Annotated in this window: 14 protein-coding genes and 1 pseudogene; 10 read left to right on the forward strand and 5 right to left on the reverse strand. The window is 45.4% G+C overall.

Annotation, left to right across the window (positions count from 1 at the left end; all coding sequences use genetic code 11):
- Positions 1–78 precede the first annotated feature (78 nt).
- The gene (locus MC7420_RS08210; RefSeq protein WP_006099934.1) at positions 79–1,107 is read right to left on the reverse strand and encodes a permease; all 1,029 of its coding nucleotides are present in this window, start codon (positions 1,105–1,107) and stop codon (positions 79–81) included.
- A gap of 485 nt (positions 1,108–1,592) precedes the next feature.
- Here MC7420_RS08210 and MC7420_RS08215 point away from each other — a divergent pair, with 485 nt between their 5' ends.
- Positions 1,593–2,732, forward strand: coding sequence for a glycosyltransferase WbsX family protein (locus MC7420_RS08215; RefSeq protein WP_006099699.1), 1,140 nt, complete (start codon positions 1,593–1,595; stop codon positions 2,730–2,732).
- 485 nt (positions 2,733–3,217) lie between these two features.
- Positions 3,218–3,847, forward strand: coding sequence for a hypothetical protein (locus MC7420_RS08220; RefSeq protein ID WP_006099638.1), 630 nt, complete (start codon positions 3,218–3,220; stop codon positions 3,845–3,847).
- Positions 3,848–4,035: 188 nt separating this feature from the next.
- Here MC7420_RS08220 and MC7420_RS08225 read toward each other — a convergent pair whose 3' ends face one another.
- The 3 genes from MC7420_RS08225 to MC7420_RS36670 form a co-directional block, all read right to left on the reverse strand.
- Positions 4,036–4,323 carry a hypothetical protein gene (locus MC7420_RS08225; RefSeq protein WP_006099746.1) on the reverse strand — a complete coding sequence of 96 codons (288 nt, stop codon included), beginning with the start codon at positions 4,321–4,323 and terminating at the stop codon, positions 4,036–4,038.
- A gap of 57 nt (positions 4,324–4,380) precedes the next feature.
- The gene (locus MC7420_RS08230; RefSeq protein WP_006099755.1) at positions 4,381–4,602 is read right to left on the reverse strand and encodes a hypothetical protein; all 222 of its coding nucleotides are present in this window, start codon (positions 4,600–4,602) and stop codon (positions 4,381–4,383) included.
- 86 nt (positions 4,603–4,688) lie between these two features.
- On the reverse strand, positions 4,689–4,856 hold the full coding sequence (locus tag MC7420_RS36670) for a helix-turn-helix domain-containing protein (RefSeq protein ID WP_006099679.1): 168 nt from the start codon (positions 4,854–4,856) through the stop codon (positions 4,689–4,691).
- 33 nt (positions 4,857–4,889) lie between these two features.
- On the opposite strand from MC7420_RS36670, the gene MC7420_RS08235 reads away from it, so the two are divergent.
- Complete coding sequence (locus tag MC7420_RS08235; protein WP_006099880.1) at positions 4,890–5,246, forward strand: DNA methyltransferase; 357 nt, start codon at positions 4,890–4,892, stop codon at positions 5,244–5,246.
- Positions 5,247–5,493: 247 nt separating this feature from the next.
- On the opposite strand, the gene MC7420_RS08240 is transcribed toward MC7420_RS08235, so the two are convergent.
- On the reverse strand, positions 5,494–5,970 hold the full coding sequence (locus tag MC7420_RS08240; RefSeq protein WP_006099752.1) for a DUF29 domain-containing protein: 477 nt from the start codon (positions 5,968–5,970) through the stop codon (positions 5,494–5,496).
- A 222-nt stretch (positions 5,971–6,192) separates the two neighbouring features.
- On the opposite strand from MC7420_RS08240, the gene MC7420_RS08245 reads away from it, so the two are divergent.
- From MC7420_RS08245 to MC7420_RS08275, 7 genes and pseudogenes are all read left to right on the forward strand, one after another.
- The gene (locus MC7420_RS08245; RefSeq protein WP_157453096.1) at positions 6,193–7,743 is read left to right on the forward strand and encodes an NAD(P)H-hydrate dehydratase; all 1,551 of its coding nucleotides are present in this window, start codon (positions 6,193–6,195) and stop codon (positions 7,741–7,743) included.
- 603 nt (positions 7,744–8,346) lie between these two features.
- Entirely contained in the window at positions 8,347–9,621 is a 1,275-nt protein-coding gene (locus MC7420_RS08250; protein WP_044205856.1) for a dihydroorotase, read from the forward strand.
- Between the two features lie 590 nt (positions 9,622–10,211).
- Entirely contained in the window at positions 10,212–12,875 is a 2,664-nt protein-coding gene (gene clpB, locus MC7420_RS08255) for an ATP-dependent chaperone ClpB (RefSeq protein WP_006099713.1), read from the forward strand.
- Between the two features lie 235 nt (positions 12,876–13,110).
- Positions 13,111–14,094, forward strand: a complete 984-nt coding sequence (gene hpsE / locus MC7420_RS08260; RefSeq protein ID WP_006099873.1) for a hormogonium polysaccharide biosynthesis glycosyltransferase HpsE — start codon at positions 13,111–13,113, stop codon at positions 14,092–14,094.
- Positions 14,095–14,332: 238 nt separating this feature from the next.
- Positions 14,333–15,283: a hormogonium polysaccharide biosynthesis glycosyltransferase HpsE gene (gene hpsE / locus MC7420_RS08265; RefSeq protein ID WP_006099704.1), complete on the forward strand. Its 951-nt coding sequence runs from the start codon at positions 14,333–14,335 to the stop codon at positions 15,281–15,283.
- 12 nt (positions 15,284–15,295) lie between these two features.
- Complete coding sequence (locus tag MC7420_RS08270) at positions 15,296–16,288, forward strand: glycosyltransferase (RefSeq protein WP_006099714.1); 993 nt, start codon at positions 15,296–15,298, stop codon at positions 16,286–16,288.
- A gap of 82 nt (positions 16,289–16,370) precedes the next feature.
- Positions 16,371–16,739, forward strand: a pseudogene (locus tag MC7420_RS08275) (glycosyltransferase family A protein); the annotation flags it as partial.
- Positions 16,740–16,745: the final 6 nt, after the last annotated feature.

The following is a 16,745-nucleotide window of genomic DNA, read 5'->3' on the forward strand; positions in this document are numbered from 1 at the left end:
GGCGGGTTTAGTTAAGTTAGTGGTTTGAGCCGAAGTGTTATCGGTGAAACCCGCCCCTACACATTCAAAACTTTCTAACTAGCTTAAATGTAAGTTAACCATTAAGGTGAGCAAAAAGGTTAATTGGGCGGCGAGGGCAAATAAGTAAAAAATTGTCCTAGCTTTAAAGACGGAGAACATTAAACCGATCGCCTTGATGTCGATCATCGGACCGAAGACCAAAAAAGCTAATAATGAACCACTGGTAAAAGTAGAAGCAAAGGCGAGGGCGAAGAAAGAGTCAACGGTTGAACATATAGAAACGACGGCGGCTAATAGCATCATCGCCAGAATTGAGGTGACAGGACCCGAACCTAAACTGAGGATGATTTCACGGGGAACGGCGACTTGAATCGTCGCCGCGATCGCACTCCCAATAATTAACACGGCGCCTAACTCCCGTAACTCTTGCACGGTATTATCTAAGAACAAACGCCAGCGATCGGACCAAGGCTTCCGGGCGGGGGTAGCGGCGAGTGAAGCTTGCAGAACGGCTGCATCCATGCGGAGGGGAGTTCCCGGTTGACCGAGTAAAAATGTACCGGATTGCAGGAGGGCGGGTTCTGGTTCCTGTTGTGGTGACGGTTTGACTGTTTGTTCTCTGGGAATCACCATGGAACGGGTCACGGTCTGTTGCAACAAGGGACGCAAATCTTTTTGAACGCTGAAGACCCAGCCGATAATAATCGCAATACCTAGGGAAAATAAGACCCGTAAGACTACAATTTCCGGTTGATCCCGAAAAGCGACCCAGGTTGACCAAATCACAATTGGGTTAATCGTGGGGGCGGCTAGCAAAAAGCCGATGGACACCGATACGGGTGCGCCTTGTAGCAGTAACCGCCGGGACACGGGTACATTCCCGCATTCACACACCGGGAAGAAAAATCCCGCACAACTCCCGATAACCGCGCCGAGGAAGGGGTTCTTGGGTAAAGACGCAATCAGTCGTTCCTCATCGACGAACAACAGCAGCAAGCCGGAAAATAAGACGCCAATGAGTAAAAATGGCATGGCTTCGACCAGCAAACTCAAGAAAAGGGTAAAGGCGTTGTTTAACTGACTCATGCGTTTCGCGATCGAGGGTGTTTTTACACGTAAGCGCTATTGTATCAGATAGTTTCCAGGGAGGGAGGGAAACGGGGATCAAGGGATAATAAGTACCATTCACGGTGCAATAAATCAAATCAGGATTTACACAAATTTATGATTTAACTATCATCTTTAGGGGACTGTTCATAAATCATTAGTGTCAACTTAAGCTCAAACATCTGTAATACCTTGAGACGGAACCCTCCTCTTATCCTTACTTTTCACCGGATCTGGAAAACCTCTCTCCTGCAAGGAGAGAGGCTTTGAATTCTTCCCCTTCCCTGCAAAAAAAAGCGAAGCATCCTTTGCCATCTCCCATGGAACAAAAAGCGAAGCATCCGTTGGCTTCCCCCTTTTGAAGGGGGACGGGAGGGGGATCAAAAAAGGGGAGAACGAGAGGGGTGGGAAGGGGGCTGAGGGGTTAACATTAAGCCAATGATATCCATGAGGGCATTTCCGGAATGACAACCAACCCCTTAAAATCAGCAAAAGCTCGTCTAATTGCGTTTTATCTGCCGCAATTTCATCCGATTCCTGAAAATGATCAAGCCTGGGGAAAAGGGTTTACAGAATGGACAAATGTTGCCAAAGCTAAGCCGTTATTCCCCGGACACGACCAACCTAAAATTCCGGCTGATTTAGGATTTTATGACTTGCGTTTACCCGAAGCCCGACAAGCGCAAGCGGATCTGGCAAGAGAGTATGGAATTGAAGGGTTTTGTTATTGGCATTACTGGTTTGGGGGTAAGCGGGTTTTAGAACGACCGTTTAATCAGGTCTTAAAATCAGGTGAGCCAAATTTCCCGTTTTGTTTAGCTTGGGCAAATCAAACTTGGACGGGAATTTGGCACGGTTGTCCGGATCGGGTTTTAATTGAGCAAACCTATCCTGGTTTGGCAGATTATACGACTCATTTTTATACCCTCTTGGAGGCGTTTACTGACCCTCGTTATATCACAGTTGAGGGTAAACCTCTATTTTTGGTTTATAATCCGGAGGAGTTGCCAGATCCGAAACAATTTACGGACTGTTGGAGAGACTTAGCGATTAAATCTGGGTTAAAGGGACTCTATTTAATCGGTGTTGCCCGACATGAATACTGGTTTCCTGAATCGAATGGGTTTGATGCATCTATTGTTATCAATCCGGATTATGTTTTTACGCAGGCTTCAGCCCGAATTTTCCCAGGGAAGCGGAGTTTAACTAAAGTTAAGCAAAAGTTGAGTGCCTTTTCATCCCGGAGGTTCTACCAAAAATATAAACAGTTTTCGGATTATCCACTACTTTACTCTTATGAAAAAGCGATTAAGTGTGCGTTTAAGGGAAGTCATCCGTATTTTGTGACTTATCCCTGTATTTTTCCGAATTGGGATAATACGCCGAGAACAGGTATCTATGGATTAGTGTTTCTCAAATCAACGCCGGATTTATTTAGAGTTCATCTGCAAGAGGCGATTGAAACGGTATCGGAAAGGGAATCTGAAAAGCGGCTAATTTTTATCCGTTCGTGGAATGAATGGGCGGAAGGGAATTATTTGGAACCTGATCTGAAATTTGGCAAGGCGTTTTTAGAGGTTATTCGCGATGAAATTTATAGTTGAAACTCAAATCAGAATCGGCGACTGAAGTCACAGCTACACAAACAAAGTCCGCCTGCGCGGACTGGATAATAAAGAGGTTTGTAAACCGGGATTTGGTATGATTGTTGTGTTCCCTATTCAGCAATCCAATGGAAAATTGTAGAGCGTTAGCGAGTTGGGTGCATGTCAATGCAAGTAGGTTAGTCCCTTGGAACGTAGGCTCTCGGCTCTCGCCTTCTCGTACTCGCCTAGGAGAACCTGAAGAGTAGAGTAACCCAACGAGAGAAACCTGCGAAAGTCTGGGCGGGTTTAGTCACATCTAGGTGCAACCGAAAAGATAGTAGTAAAACCCGCCCCTACAAAAGCGCCAGATTCCCTCGAAGGTTGTGAAGGGTCACACGCCATGTTCGACTAGCGATGTGAAGGCTCAATGTCGTGAACACTAAAGAAAAATATTCTCTTTTATTAGGATGAATAGCATTTAGGAATAGAGGTGAAAAATAACCATGTCATACAGTGATTTTACCTTAGAAAATCTAGAGAACGACTTTAATCTGATTATTCAAGAGCGAGTTGAACTCTTTGACTCAGTACAACCTGTCCCGCCTAGCCCACTATTGAGTGAAACATTAGAGGAAAATATCCCTCTGGCATTAGAGATTAATACGGAAAAAGCACGTTCTGAGATGATTATTACTCCCATCCTCATCGAAGTTCGCCGAAAATACAACCGCCAGATCAGCCTATTTTCGGGAACTGACTTTAATATTGATAAAGACAGAGGACTGAATGGTAGATGTGATTTTATTCTCAGTCATTCGCCCAAACAGTTAGAAGTGACAGCACCAGTCGTCACACTGGTGGAAGCTAAGAACGATAATATTAAATCAGGAATTCCCCAATGTATTGCCGAGATGCTCGCGGCTCAGATTTTTAACGAACACAAAAATAATGAAATTGGTTGTATTTATGGAGTTATTACAACCGGAAGTATTTGGAAATTTATCAAATTAGTCAAAACGACAGTTTCTATTGAGCGCGGAGAACATTATCTGAATAACTTGGACGCGATTTTGGGGATTTTCTCACAGATTATTCAGACAACTCGTCCTCTATCTCTACCCTTAGAACTCTAAGCAAGAGGAGGCGATTGAAATCGCAGCTACACAAACAAAGTCCGCCTGCGCGGACTAGGTTATAACGGGGGTAGCTAACCCAGATTTGGTATAAGACGTTTCGCCGGAACATCTCTACTCTGGATCTCTGGCAGCAGATAATGGTACAATTCGCCCTGATAAATCAATTTATCTCAACCCAATTGGTATTACTCAATAGGCATTGGGGCTGAGGGGTCAACTAATTGTTGCAAGACGGTGCGATCGCGTGAGTTTATTGCCCTGACCCATGACTGAATTGAATGCCCAGTATATATTGAGTTTAGAACATGAGCTTTAAAGGTTTCTAAACTAGGTAAATTAATTCTATCCATCTTGGCAAAATTGGTATCAATACGGTAGGGAAAACTGCCTGTCAGTTGACGGATACGCCTTTGATAATCTGGATCAGGACGATATTGCTGTGCCTTATATCCCCAGTCATGAATCAACTGCATCGCTTGATTAAATTGCTCCTCCGTCCCCTGAAATTTATAGCCATGGCAGTTTGTTTGTTACTGATAATCCTCTTGCCAGTTTCCTGTCTCATTCAAGTGTCGGGTGATAGCATATTCTAGGAGATTGCCAATGATCGGTGATAGTTTACTGACGATTTTGGATAGCTCTATAGCTCCCTGAATATCCCTAGGTCTTGAGACGGTAAGAACATCTATAGTATGCCCTCTCAAGCTGAGTAAAGCAGCCGTAGCAATTTCTAGAGCTTCCTGATAGCACATTACCGCTCTATTTCCTGTAACGTGATTTCAAGATGTTGAATAAAGTCATTCAGTGAAATTCCAATGGCTTGACAAAATGCACGGAGTTACACAATATCTATACGTCTTTCACCCCGTTCACATTTACTTACAAATGACTGAGTTTGCTGGAGGGATTGGGCAATTTGTTCTTGTGTCAACCCTGCGGCTTTTCTGGCTGAGCGGAGGTGACTCAGAAATAGGGCATATTCTCTTGTACAAATGGACTTTTCCATCTGAGTTTACCTCCCCAATTAATGATATAGTCGGTGGAACAATGGTCAAAAATGCGAGCTAAATGGCATCATAGTCATGGAATTACGAATGTTTGGTCGGAACCAGCAGTTCGGGGTAAGGAACGCCTGAAAAATCGGCAGGCAAAATGTCTTCATGGAAATCAGAAGCCTTTACGTTTAATTGAACTGATTATTCTGGCGACTAGCGATGTTGGCGATGTGGTGTGGGAACCGTTTGGCGGGATGTGTTCAGCCGCCGTAGTGTCGTTACGCAAGGGGCGGCGGTGTTATAGTGCAGAAGTTAATTCGGATTACTATCAACTGGCGAAAGCACGGTTGGAACAAGAGTACGAGCGGATTAATTCGTTTCTGTTCCCGGAATTTCTGTGATGGTAATGTAATGGTACTGGTGTGGCACACCAAGTTTGATAGATTAACCTTACGCTGGGAAACCGTAGGGGCGCACGGCGTGCGCCCGATTTAATGGTAAAGTCTATTCCAATATTTTAGCTGTGTCACACCAGTAGTGGCGTGGCACACCAAATTTGATGGATTAGCATTACGCAAAAGAAACCTATAAAATCAGGGGCTAAAGCCCCTACTACGAACTACGAACTACAAACGTCTAATATTCGGCTTAACTGTATTCCTCTGGCTCAAAAGTCTCTCCAGGAAAAACGTGGTTATTGAGAATCTGATCCAGAGAATAAGGACATTTTGAGGGAAAGGTTTTGTAACTCAAAGAGGTTTCGCGAACGGCTAAATCTAAGGCATCTTGGTATCCATTCTCTAGGGCTTCAGGTAGGTAAGGTTGCAGACTGGGACTTTTTTTAAGCAGCCGTTCGACGCGACGGCGTTGTTCCCGGATAGTGGCAAACCAACTCCTTGAGCGGTTATCAGGCTGAAACTCCCACTTCAGCAAATGTCCTAATAAAATTCCCAAGCGATTTTCCAACTCTTGGCGTTCCTGCCTACCCAATGCTTCTATCTCCTCAACCAAGTTGGGAATATCTAACTGACTCCACTTTTGTTCCTGGAGCAATTTTGCTTGTTCCTGTGTCCATCCATAAAAGTCGAGTTCGTAAGCTGGAGACGATTTATTGGTTGTTTTCATTGGCTTATTTTGTGGCTAATCTAATGATAGTTTAGATAATTGCTGGTCAATAATTTCTACGGCTATGGGTTATCGGGTCACTACATCCTATAATTTTGATTCAGGGAAGGGAACTGGGGACTTAGATTTTTCAAATGGCTCATCTTTCAGGGGACTGATGCCAATCCATGTCTGATGGCGCAATAATCAAAGATGGCGAAATAGGGAATAACTGCTGTGCAACTGACAAAGCGACGCGAACAAATTGAACAAATCGTAGTCACCGCTGAGCAGATGCGCGAGATTGAAGGGCGTATCTTTGAGGCGGGAATGCCTGTCGCGGCGTTGATGGAAAAGGTGGCGGGGTTGATTACGAGGCGGATTCAAACCCTTTATCCCTACCCGCAAACGCGGCGCGTGGGCGTGTTAGTGGGTCCGGGACATAATGGTGGTGATGCTTTGGTGGTAGCGCGAGAGTTACGGTATCAGGGCTACGAGGTGCTGATTTATCGTCCGATTAATAAGCTTAAGGAACTAACATCCCACCATGCTCACTATGCTGAAAGTTTGGGGATTCCCTTTTATGAGCAGATTCAGCCGTTGCTGGATTGTGATTTAATTATTGATGGATTGTTTGGCTTTGGGCAAACGCGATCGCTCGAAGGAAATCTGGCGGATACGGTTAAGCAATTGAATCAACTATCTCAACCTATCCTCAGTATCGATTTACCCTCTGGAATTCACACGGATACCGGGGAAGTCTTGGGTACGGCAATTCGGGCAAGTCGCACATTCTGCTTGGGGTTATGGAAGCAGGCTTACCTGCAAGATCAAGGATTGGATTATCTGGGGGAGGCGGAATTAATTGATTTCGGTATCCCCTTGGCGGATATTTGGGCAGTTTTGGGTCAATCACCGGGACTCATGCGGGTGACTTCCTCAATGGTGCGGGATTGTCTGCCGTTAAAACGTTCAGCCGCTACCTATAAATATAAGGAAGGGCATCTGCTGCTGATTTGTGGCTCAACCCAATATTCTGGCGGTGCCATTTTAACCGCACTGGGGGCGCGGGCGTCTGGGGTGGGAATGCTGTCTGTGGCGGTTCCGGATTCGCTGAAACCGTTATTAGTTAGTCATGTGCCGGAATCGCTGGTGATTGGGTGTCCGGAAACCCCCAGTGGCGCGATCGCACAACTTCCTGATTCTGTAAACTTAAGTAAATTTAGTGCGATCGCCTGTGGTCCGGGTTTGACGCTGGATGCTAAGTCTTTGGTACAAGGATTAATGGGGGTGGAATGTCCCCTGATTTTAGACGCCGATGGCTTAAATAGTTTGGCGGAACTGAAAACGATTCCCACGTTAATCCGGCGTCAGGGGGCGACGGTTTTAACCCCACATATCGGTGAGTTCAAGCGGTTATTTCCTGATTCGGCGGAGTTACTTCCAAATCGCGTAAGCGCGGTACAGAAGGCGTCTGTGCTGAGTCGATCCGTGATTTTATTAAAAGGCGCCAGAAGTGCGATCGCGAATTCTCAGGGATCGGTTTGGTTGGTGCCAGAAAGTACACCTGCGTTAGCCCGTGGTGGGAGTGGCGATGTGCTTACGGGGCTGATTGGCGGTTTAGTCGCACAGCCTGCTACAGCTAAATTTCCCTTAGACGCCATCGTCGCGGCGGCGGTTTGGTGGCACGCCAAAGCTGGAATTTTAGCCGCACAGGAACGCACGGAGTTGGGCGTGGATGCTTTTACTTTGTCAGAGTATCTCATCCCCGTGTTTCAAGACAGTAGAGGGTAGAGATAGGGAAGATGGGGGAGATGGGGGAGATGGGGGAGATGGGGGAGATGGGAAGAGTTTTGAAAGTTGTAGGGGCGGGTTTTACCATTAACGGGAAGGTTTTCACCCTGATATAACTAAACCCGCCCCAACGGAGTGCCAGAATTCTTCGACCAAGGACAAATGACGAATGACGAATGACGAATGACGAAATAAAGATATAAGAAATATAAATATAAAAATTGAGGCAGGATAAAACTCAAGATTTTGTGAATTTTTAATAAAGTCTACAGCCGTTAGACGAAATTCTCTACACCAGAAGTGTTTACAGCATTAGCTTTTCGGAAGGTTCATCTATTTATCGGTCTTCCGCTGCAATACATCTCGGTATAGAAATAAGGTAAGCCATTCTTGATCCTGAGTTTTTGTCACTCGATCATGACGTTTGCCTGGAACACTTGACTTGACAAATGCTCTGTGTACGGCTAATATTTTTGACTTTGTTCAACAAGCAAAAATTGTCCAATCTCCGGATTTCTTATTTGTCCAGTATTTCGCTGTTGTGGCAACCGAAAAATGACCAACTGAACCCTCCGTCCTTAAATCCCCAATTGTGTGTTTCCCATGACTAATGAACTACTGCAACAAGTCCGGATTTTAGATCCGGTGTCTGGAACCGACCAACTCGCTGATGTGCTAATTACAGATGGCATCATCAAGGCTGTTGCACCGAAAATTGCGGAGTGGTCAAGTGATACGGTGGTGCGGGATTGCCAAGGTCTAATTTTAGGGACTGGCTTAGTTGATCTTTACAGTCATTCGGGGGAGCCCGGATATGAGGAACGAGAAACCTGGGCATCACTTCTCGCCGCAGCGACGGCGGGCGGCTTTACCCGACTAGCAATTTTACCGGATACAGTACCACCGTTAGATAATCCCTCTGGACTTGCCCGTGTGCGCCAGCAGGAGGGTTCCCATCCCAGCCACTCTTCCCCTCACCTGTATTACTGGGGGGCGATAACCCAGGGCGTGGAAGGACAACAGATGACGGAATTAGCTGAGTTAGCCGCCGCAGGTGTCGTGGGTTTTGCCGATGGGCGTCCTTTATCGAATCTGGCACTATTGCGGCGAGTGTTAGAATACCTGCACCCCTTGCCAATCCCAGTGGCGTTATGGGCGTGTGACCCCAAGTTAAAGGGAAATGGGGTGATGCGGGAAGGGGCGAATTCTATCCGTTTTGGGATTCCTGGAAATCCTGCGATGTCAGAATCAGCCGCATTATCTGCCATCTTAGAAGTGGTGAGTGCGATCGCGACTCCGGTTCATTTGATGCGTATATCAACCCGTCGCGGTGTGGAATTGATTCAAGAGGCGAAAGCACGAGGCGTCCCAGTTACTGCCAGCACCTCTTGGATGCATTTGCTGCTGGATACTCAAGATGTAAGTAATTATAATCCCAATTTACGCCTCGATCCCCCATTAGGTAATCCCGATGACCGCATCGCCCTCATTGAAGGAATTCGGGATGGGGTGATTGATGCCATTGCTATTGACCATACCCCTTACACCTACGAAGAGAAAACCGTTGCCTTTGCCGAAGCGCCACCAGGAGTTATTGGTTTAGAGTTAGCGTTACCCTTACTTTGGCAATATTTAGTGGAAACGGGCGTATGTTCAGCATTGCAACTGTGGCAAACTATTAGCACAAATCCAGCGTCTTGTCTAGGTCAATCCCCTGCCAAGATTGCCAATGATCAACCCGCCGAACTGGTGTTATTTGACCCGCAGCAGAGTTGGACAGTGGCACAAGATACCCTGAAATCCCTCTCTAGGAATACACCCTGGTTTGGGAAAAAACTTAGGGGGCGCACGGTTAAAACGTGGTCAGGATTGACATAATTTTATCCTTGAACCACCATTTGTAGGGAACCCTTCATTTAATCTTACGCCCGGAAACCGTAGGGGCGCACCGACGTGCGCCCGATTCAGATGTTATAGCAGTAAGCTGTCATGCATTTAAATTGGGTATTAGTAGCGAGCAAGATGCAAAGCCTGCGGCATGGCTTCGCTAAACGCACTACAAGGATTTCGTTATTATTGACATTAAGGTTTAAATGCCGAACAGCTTAGTTGAACGGGGTCTATAGGACGGCACATTTTTCCCGAATATAAAATCACCTAAACTGCTCAGAAAAGTCAAGCCCTAATTCTATTGTTTTTGGAAATCTATTTTATTCAAGTCATGGGCTACTTATGTAGAATGTTTGAGAAGATGAACGCTAAAACTATTATGATGGGATAAGGCTAATGCCCTCAATGGCTTTTCCAAATTGAGATGCTCTTACCCTAGTGCCATTGCCTGATCACCCACCCACATTTGTCACCACCGTTGCTAAATCGACGGCTATTTCACTTTTATCGAGAGTAGATTGTTATACTGCCACTGGGAGATACTATTCAATCAAGACTCGATAAGCAGATAACCACTCATGCAGCCCACCGACGCCAGCAAATTTACCGACAAAGCCTGGGAAGCGATCGTTAAATCCCAAGACGTTGCCCGCCGCTGTCGCAATCAACAGCTAGAAGTTGAACATGTGGCGATCGCACTCTTGGAACAAGAGGGGTTAGCCACCCGGATTCTCTCACGGGTGACGGTGGATGTGCCGACGTTTAAGCAGCAATTGGAAGCCTTCGCCAACCGCCAAGCTAAGGTGAATAATGTTGACCAACTCTACCTGGGGCGAGGCTTGGATATTATGCTGGATAATGCCGAGGCATCCAGAGTCGCCCTGGAAGATGATTATATTGCGGTTGAGCATTTACTCTTGGGATTAGCCGTTGATGAACGGATTGGACGCCGCTTGTTTAAAGGGTTTGACCTGGATAGTCCCAAACTCGAAGCCGCAATTAAAGCAATTCGGGGTTCGCAAAAAGTCACCGATCAAAGTCCCGAATCCCGCTATGAAGCGCTAGAGAAATTTGGGCGGGATTTGACCGAACAAGCCAAAGCCGGGAAACTTGATCCGGTAATTGGGCGGGATGAAGAGATTCGTCGGGTGGTGCAAGTCTTATCCCGACGTTCTAAAAATAACCCGGTACTCATTGGGGAACCCGGTGTCGGCAAAACCGCGATCGCAGAAGGATTGGCACAACGGATAATTAATGGAGATGTGCCAGAATCCCTCAAAGAACGCCAGTTGATTTCCCTGGATATGGGGAGTTTAATTGCGGGGGCGAAATATCGAGGGGAATTTGAAGACAGACTCCGCGCCGTCTTACGGGAAGTTACCCAGTCTGATGGGCATATTGTCCTATTTATTGATGAATTGCATACCGTTGTCGGTACCGGATCAGGTCAAGGGACAATGGATGCCGGGAATTTACTCAAACCCATGCTAGCGCGAGGCGAATTGCGCTGTATTGGTGCCACTACCTTAGATGAGTACCGCAAGCATATTGAAAAAGACGCCGCCTTAGAACGACGGTTTCAACAGGTACTGGTGCGACAGCCGACGGTGGACAATACGATTTCTATTTTACGGGGACTTAAGGAACGCTACGAAGTTCACCATAATGTGACGATTACTGACTCCGCCTTAGTCGCCGCCGCGACGCTATCGAATCGGTATATTAGCGATCGCTTTTTGCCAGATAAAGCCATTGATTTAGTTGATGAAGCCGCCGCTAAGCTGAAAATGGAGATTACCTCCAAACCCGTGGAACTCGAAGCCATTGATCGCAGGCTGATGCAGCTAAAGATGGAAAAGCTATCCCTAGAAGCCGAAAGCCAGCGTCAGGGTGTCGCCGCCGTTAGCAGTGCTTATCAGTCGTCTCAGGAACGGTTAGCCCGGATTGAACAAGAGATTGAACAACTCGAAACCAATCACCAACAGCTTAACGGACAATGGCAATCGGAAAAACAACTTTTAGAAGAAATTAATACCCTGAAAAAAGAAGAAGACCAACTCCGGGTTAAAATTGAGCAAGCAGAACGGGCTTATGACCTGAATCAAGCCGCCCAGCTTAAGTATGGACAATTAGAGGTACTCCAGCACGATCGCGAGGCAAAAGAGACGATGATGATGGAACTCCAAGCAAAGGGTTCCGCCTTACTCCGGGAACAAGTCACCGAAGCCGATATTGCCGAAATTGTCGCCAAGTGGACTGGGATTCCCGTAAAACGATTGCTGGAGTCGGAACGCCAGAAACTCTTACAGCTAGAAGGACATCTGCATAAACGAGTCATTGGACAAGGAGAAGCCGTGGAAGCCGTCGCCGCCGCCATTCGTCGTGCTAGGGCGGGGATGAAAGATCCCGGACGCCCCATCGGTTCATTCCTCTTCTTGGGACCCACAGGTGTGGGGAAAACGGAATTGGCGCGGGCTTTGGCACAGTTCCTTTTTGACAGCGAGGATGCTTTAGTCCGGATTGATATGTCAGAGTATATGGAGAAACACGCCGTTTCCCGGTTAATTGGCGCACCTCCCGGATATGTTGGCTATGAAGAAGGAGGACAACTCACCGAAGCCATTCGCCGTCGCCCCTACTCGGTAGTGTTACTGGATGAAGTGGAAAAAGCACACCGAGATGTATTTAACATTTTATTACAAGTCCTTGACGACGGACGCATTACCGACTCCCAAGGGCGAACCGTGGATTTCCGCAATACGATTATTGTCATGACCAGTAATATTGGCAGTGATCATATCCTGAATGTAGCGGGAGATGATGCCCAATATGAGGAGATGCGAAAACGGGTAACCGATGCCTTAAGAAAGCAATTTCGCCCCGAATTCGTCAACCGTGTCGATGATATCATCATCTTCCACACCTTAACGCGCAAGGAACTACGGCAAATTGTCGAGATTCAACTGCAACGGATTGAACGGTTGTTAGCGGATCAGAAAATCTCCATTGAACTGTCATCGACGGCGCAAGACTATGTGGTGAATGTCGGGTATGATCCCGTCTATGGGGCGCGTCCTCTGAAGCGGGCAATCCAACGGGAACTAGAAAACCCAATTGCCACGAAGTTATTAGAAAACACATTTGGGGCGGGAGATACAATCCTCGTTCATTGTGTGGATAACGCCCTCACCTTTGAGAAAAAGGAGGCAGTAAATTTGCCGGAACCGCAATCGGTACATTGAACAGGTTTCGTAAAAAATCTTCATTAAAGTTTTAGGAGAATCTCTCCCGAATTCAGCTACTATTCAGTTAGGAGCAGAATCCAGGACAGGGGCATCTCTAAAAAACCTTAAACTTTCGTAGTAAGCGCTTTAGCGCCATCAGTGCCTCAGCCCTAACGACAAACACTTAAACCGATTGTCTTCTCAACTAGGCAAAAGTGACATTTGACTTTTGACCTTTAACGTTTGACTTGTTATGTCCCTTACCTTCACCGTCGCGATTCCCACGTATAATGGTGGAAGCCGAATCCCCGAAGTATTAGAACGACTGCACCGCCAAACGGGTACAGAATCGATTCGCTGGGAAGTTATTGTTATTGATAATAACAGTACCGATAATACGGCTGAGATTGTTAAAGCGTATCAGGAAAACTGGTCTCCCGACATTCCCCTACGATACTGCGTTGAAGCAAGACAAGGGGCAGGATTTGCCCGACAATTAGCCGTTAAGGAAGCCCAAGCCCCCCTGATTGGCTTTTTAGACGATGATAACATTCCCGCCCTAAACTGGGTGGCTGCCGCCGTTGCCTTTGCTCAAGCCTATCCCCAAGCCGGTGCCTATGGCAGTCAAATCCATCCCGACTTTGAAGTGCCGCCTCCAGACAGCTTACAACCTATCTTACCCTTTTTGGCGATCGCCGAACGCGGTGACCAACCCTTTCGCTACGAACCCCACAACAAATTATTACCCCCTTCCGCCGGATTAGTCATCCGAAAACAAGCGTATCTAGATAGTGTTCCAAATCAACTGATTTTAACAGGCAGAATTCAGGGAAATATGCTCACCGGGGAAGACTTAGAAATGTTAAGTTATATGCAGCTCAACGGCTGGGAAATTTGGTATAACCCAGCTATGGAAATTGACCATAAAATCCCCCAGAAACGCTTAGAACGAGACTATTTAATCCCCTTTATGCGTGGCATTGGACTCAGCCGTTTTGTCACCCGCATGTTAAGCGTCAAACCTTGGCAACGCCCCTTAGCTTTTGTTGCCTATACCGTTAACGACTTGCGGAAACTCATTATTCACAGCCTTAAATATCAGGGAAAACGTCAATCGGATTTAGTCGCCGCTTGTCAATGGCAACTCGTTTTGAGTAGTTTAGAGAGTCCATTCTATTTATACAAAAATGGCTATTTTAATCGCCCGAACCAAATCATTACCCTGAAAGGCAAGTAGATGGGTAGAAATAAACTCACCCCTCAAATACTGCTCGATTAAGGGAAGATGGGGAAGATGGGGGACACCTCGACTTCGCTCGGTGTGTCAGATGGGGGAGATTATGTAGGGGCGGGTTTCACTACTATCTTTTTGGTTACACCCAGATGTAAATAAACCCGCCCCGACTAAATGACGAAAGACCAATGACAAATGACCAATGACAAATGACCAATGACAACTGACTAATGACAAAACAATGTCTATAGACTTCACCGTAGCGATTCCTACATATAATGGTGCCAGCCGTTTGCCGAAGCTGTTTGAGAAACTGCGACAGCAAACAGGTTTAGACCAGATTTCCTGGGAAATAATTGTGATTGATAATAACAGTAGCGATAATACCGCTCAAGTGGTGCAGGAGTATCAAATGAACTGGCTACCTGGTGTTCCCTTAACCTACATCCTGGAACCGGAACAAGGTGCCGCTTATGCCAGATTACGGGCAGTAAAAGAAGCGCAGGGGGAACTGATTGGATTTTTAGATGATGATAACTTACCCAATCCAGACTGGATAGCCCAAGCGTATACCTTTGCCCAGGAACATCCCCAAGCCGGTGCATTTAGTGGGCAAATTCATGGCGACTTTGAAGTCGAACCGCCAGAAAACTTTCAACGTATCCAAGCCTTTTTAGCCATTCGAGAACATGGTTCCACACCCCATCAATTTGAACCGCAAAATTTGAGATTACCGCCAGCGGCTTCATTGGTGGTGCGGAAAAAAGCCTGGAGTGAGACTGTTCCCTCGCGTCCCACATTAACCGGAAAATTACCGGGAGTGATGATACAGGGGGATGATTATGAACCCTTACTGTACATGTATAAAGCTGGGTGGGAAATTTGGTATCATCCCGATTTGCATACCTATCATCAAATACCGCGATGGCGATTAGAACGAGATTATTTACTCTCTATTTCCCGGGGTTGTGGGTTAGCCACCTGTCAACTGCGAATGATTAATGCCACTCCTTGGCAAAAACCTGTGATTTTTATCCGAACACTACTGGGTAACTTGCGTCGCCTGATTAGCTACATTATTATGTATCGATGGCAGGTCAAACGGGATCTGATTAAGGCTTGTGAGCTAGAATTTTTTTGGGGGGGCTTTCTCAGTCCTTTCTATTTATGGAAAAAAAATATATCTCATTAATTGAAGTTAATTATGCCAGTAATTTCTGTAATTATTCCAGTTTATAATGCTGAAACAACCATTAAAGAGACCATTCAATCAGTGTTAAATCAAACATTCACTGACTTGGAAATTATCATGATCAATGATGGTTCACAAGATGGAACTTTAGATGTTATTTCCCGAATTAGTGATCCTCGAATTAAGATATTCTCTTACCCCAATTCAGGCGGTCAAGTTAGCCGCAATCGGGGAATTGAAAAAGCAACAGGTGAATATTTGGCATTTTTAGATGCAGATGATCTGTGGACACCAGATAAACTAGACGCTCAATTCAAAGCATTACAACAAAATTCTCAAGCTGCTGTAGCCTACAGTTGGACAAATAGAATCAATGAATCGAGTCAATTTTTGCGTAGAGGTAGTTATCTCACGTTTAACGGCGATGTTTATAGACAACTGTTAGTAATAAATTTTTTAGAAAACGGATCAAACCCCTTAATTCGTAAGTATGCCATTACTGAAGTCGGTGGATTTGATGAGTCACTATCAGGGTGTCAAGACTGGGATATGTGGCTGCGGTTAGCTGATCATTATCCTTTTGTCGCTGTACCTTCTCCACAAATTTTGTATCGAGAATCAACGAATTCAGTTTCTTCTTCTAACTTATTTAATCTTGAAGTGAATTGTTTACGGGTTATTGAGCGAAATTTTAGTCAAGCGCCGGAAGCGTTACAACCTTTAAGAAAAACTAGCATTTCTAATATTTATAAATATCTGATATTTAAGACTTTTGAAGAAGCATATAGCTGCCAAAAGGGATGGCAATCATTAGTTTTCCTGTTTAAATTAATTAAAAATGAACCATCGTTTTGCCAAAAGAAAATCATTATAAAATTGCTCTTGAAAGCCACTGTAATAATTTTACTGCCTTCCCACCAGTCTAGGAGATTAATAAGCAAATTTCAACGAACGTTTAATACTAGCACATTACTCGGTTATCTCGAAACTAACCCTTCCTTATAGTCCTCTATAAAACTGAATTAATATGCCGCTAATTTCCGTCATTATTCCCGTTTATAATGGAGAAAAAACAATTAGATAAACAATAGAAACTGTTTTCCAACAAACTTTCTCAGATTTTGAGTTGATTGTGATTGATGACGGTTCTCAAGATGCAACTCTAGAGATTATATCCAAGTTCCGAGATACACGCCTAAAAGTATTATCATCCTCTAATATGGGTGTATCTGAAGCACGAAACCGGGGAATCGCCCAAGCTTCGGGAGATTTTATTGCCTTTTTAGATGCGGATAATCTTTGGACACCAAATAAGTTAGAATCTCAATTCAATGCCTTACAAATAAATCCCAAAGCAGCGGTTGCTTATAGTTGGACTGATTATATTGATGAGTCGGGTCAATTTTTATACCCAGGTTCGCATATTACTCTAAATGGGAATGTTTCTTCCCAACTCAAAACA

Source organism: Coleofasciculus chthonoplastes PCC 7420 (genome assembly GCF_000155555.1).
Taxonomy (GTDB): Bacteria; Cyanobacteriota; Cyanobacteriia; order Cyanobacteriales; family Coleofasciculaceae; genus Coleofasciculus; species Coleofasciculus chthonoplastes_A.

Excerpts from the sequence above, each read along its gene's own strand:
- MC7420_RS08270 (WP_006099714.1), top strand. The coding sequence starts at position 15,296 with ATGCCAGTAATTTCTGTAATTATTCCAGTTTATAATGCTGAAACAACC.
- MC7420_RS08220 (WP_006099638.1), top strand. The coding sequence starts at position 3,218 with ATGTCATACAGTGATTTTACCTTAGAAAATCTAGAGAACGACTTTAAT.
- hpsE (WP_006099873.1), top strand. The coding sequence starts at position 13,111 with ATGTCCCTTACCTTCACCGTCGCGATTCCCACGTATAATGGTGGAAGC.
- MC7420_RS08240 (WP_006099752.1), bottom strand. The coding sequence starts at position 5,970 with ATGAAAACAACCAATAAATCGTCTCCAGCTTACGAACTCGACTTTTAT.
- MC7420_RS08210 (WP_006099934.1), bottom strand. The coding sequence starts at position 1,107 with ATGAGTCAGTTAAACAACGCCTTTACCCTTTTCTTGAGTTTGCTGGTC.
- MC7420_RS08225 (WP_006099746.1), bottom strand. The coding sequence starts at position 4,323 with ATGCAGTTGATTCATGACTGGGGATATAAGGCACAGCAATATCGTCCT.
- clpB (WP_006099713.1), top strand. The coding sequence starts at position 10,212 with ATGCAGCCCACCGACGCCAGCAAATTTACCGACAAAGCCTGGGAAGCG.
- MC7420_RS08230 (WP_006099755.1), bottom strand. The coding sequence starts at position 4,602 with ATGTGCTATCAGGAAGCTCTAGAAATTGCTACGGCTGCTTTACTCAGC.
- hpsE (WP_006099704.1), top strand. The coding sequence starts at position 14,333 with ATGTCTATAGACTTCACCGTAGCGATTCCTACATATAATGGTGCCAGC.
- MC7420_RS08250 (WP_044205856.1), top strand. The coding sequence starts at position 8,347 with ATGACTAATGAACTACTGCAACAAGTCCGGATTTTAGATCCGGTGTCT.
- MC7420_RS08215 (WP_006099699.1), top strand. The coding sequence starts at position 1,593 with ATGACAACCAACCCCTTAAAATCAGCAAAAGCTCGTCTAATTGCGTTT.
- MC7420_RS36670 (WP_006099679.1), bottom strand. The coding sequence starts at position 4,856 with ATGGAAAAGTCCATTTGTACAAGAGAATATGCCCTATTTCTGAGTCAC.